General features: G+C 40.3%; 1 protein-coding gene. It reads right to left on the reverse strand.

Annotation, left to right across the window (positions count from 1 at the left end; all coding sequences use genetic code 11):
• Positions 1-1,118 (reverse strand): SspB-related isopeptide-forming adhesin (locus tag HMPREF2904_RS10915; RefSeq protein ID WP_305366830.1); only part of this gene is annotated, 1,118 nt, incomplete at both ends.

Genomic DNA, 1,118 nt, shown 5'->3' on the forward strand with positions numbered 1-1,118 from the left:
CGTTTTTCAGTTGGTTTGTTTGGTTTTTCAACTGTCTTGCTTACTGGGTTGTAGTAGTTAACTACTTGAGCCGCAGTATTTTCGATGTCTGCACCACCAGGAACATCGTTCTTAACAGTTGCTGGAATATCAAACTTGTAGTAACGTCCGAATTCGAATTTAGTTGTATCAATGATTTGAGTGTTTTCCGCATCGCCAAGTGACTTAGTGAAGCCATCTTTAAGAGTTGCAGTCATCACACCGTTGTTCACAGTGATATCGAATTTATCTGTAACATCAGCTCCAGTTACTGAATCGTAAGCTTTGATTGCTGAACCATCTACATAAACCTTAGTTTCGTCAAAGTCATCTGTAATTCCTACAGTTTGAACGTTGTCTTTGTTAGCTGCGTCGAATTTAGTTGTATCCAACCATACTTGGTAGTAGATCTTTTCGCCGCGTTTAACAGACTTAGTATTGATGTTTTCTGCTTCGTTGTTGTCTGTTTTGTCTACATATGGATCAGTATTTGTTTCACCATATTTATCAGTCAACTCGGCATCATCATCAAGAAGCTTGTTATCAGTGATAGAGAATTTCGCTGTATTCAATACGTATTTCTCTGGTTGGAACTTAGGTTCTTCTGGAGGTGTTACACGGTTGTTAAATTCTTTATCCGCAATGTCGCCAACAGTCGCGATAAGCACTTTAGCTGTACCATCGTGTTTCACTGTGACTGTTACATTCGCTTTCATTGTGTCGTATGTAACGGTTGCGTCAGATCCTTTAACTTCTTCTACTGTGTAGTTGTGTACGCCTTCGTCACCCTTCTTGAAGTTGAGTGGTGAGAATGAAACGTTACCAGATGCATCGTTGCTAACAGTTTCAAGAGTCTTACCTGTTGAATCTTTAAGCACGAAGCTGAATTCGTTAGCTTTAAGCTCACGGCCTTCCAAACGTTTCGTGAAGTTGAATCCTACCTCAACTGGAACGTTGTTTACACGTTTTTCAGTTGGTTTGCTTGGTTTTTCAACTTTCTTAGTAGTTGGGTTGTAGTAGTTTACAACTTGAGCCGCAGTGTTTTCGATGTCTACTCCGCCTTTAACGTCAGCTTTCACTGTTGTTGGGATGTCGAACTT

Origin of the sequence: Streptococcus sp. HMSC072G04 (assembly GCF_001813295.1) — a bacterium.
Taxonomy (GTDB): domain Bacteria; phylum Bacillota; class Bacilli; order Lactobacillales; family Streptococcaceae; genus Streptococcus.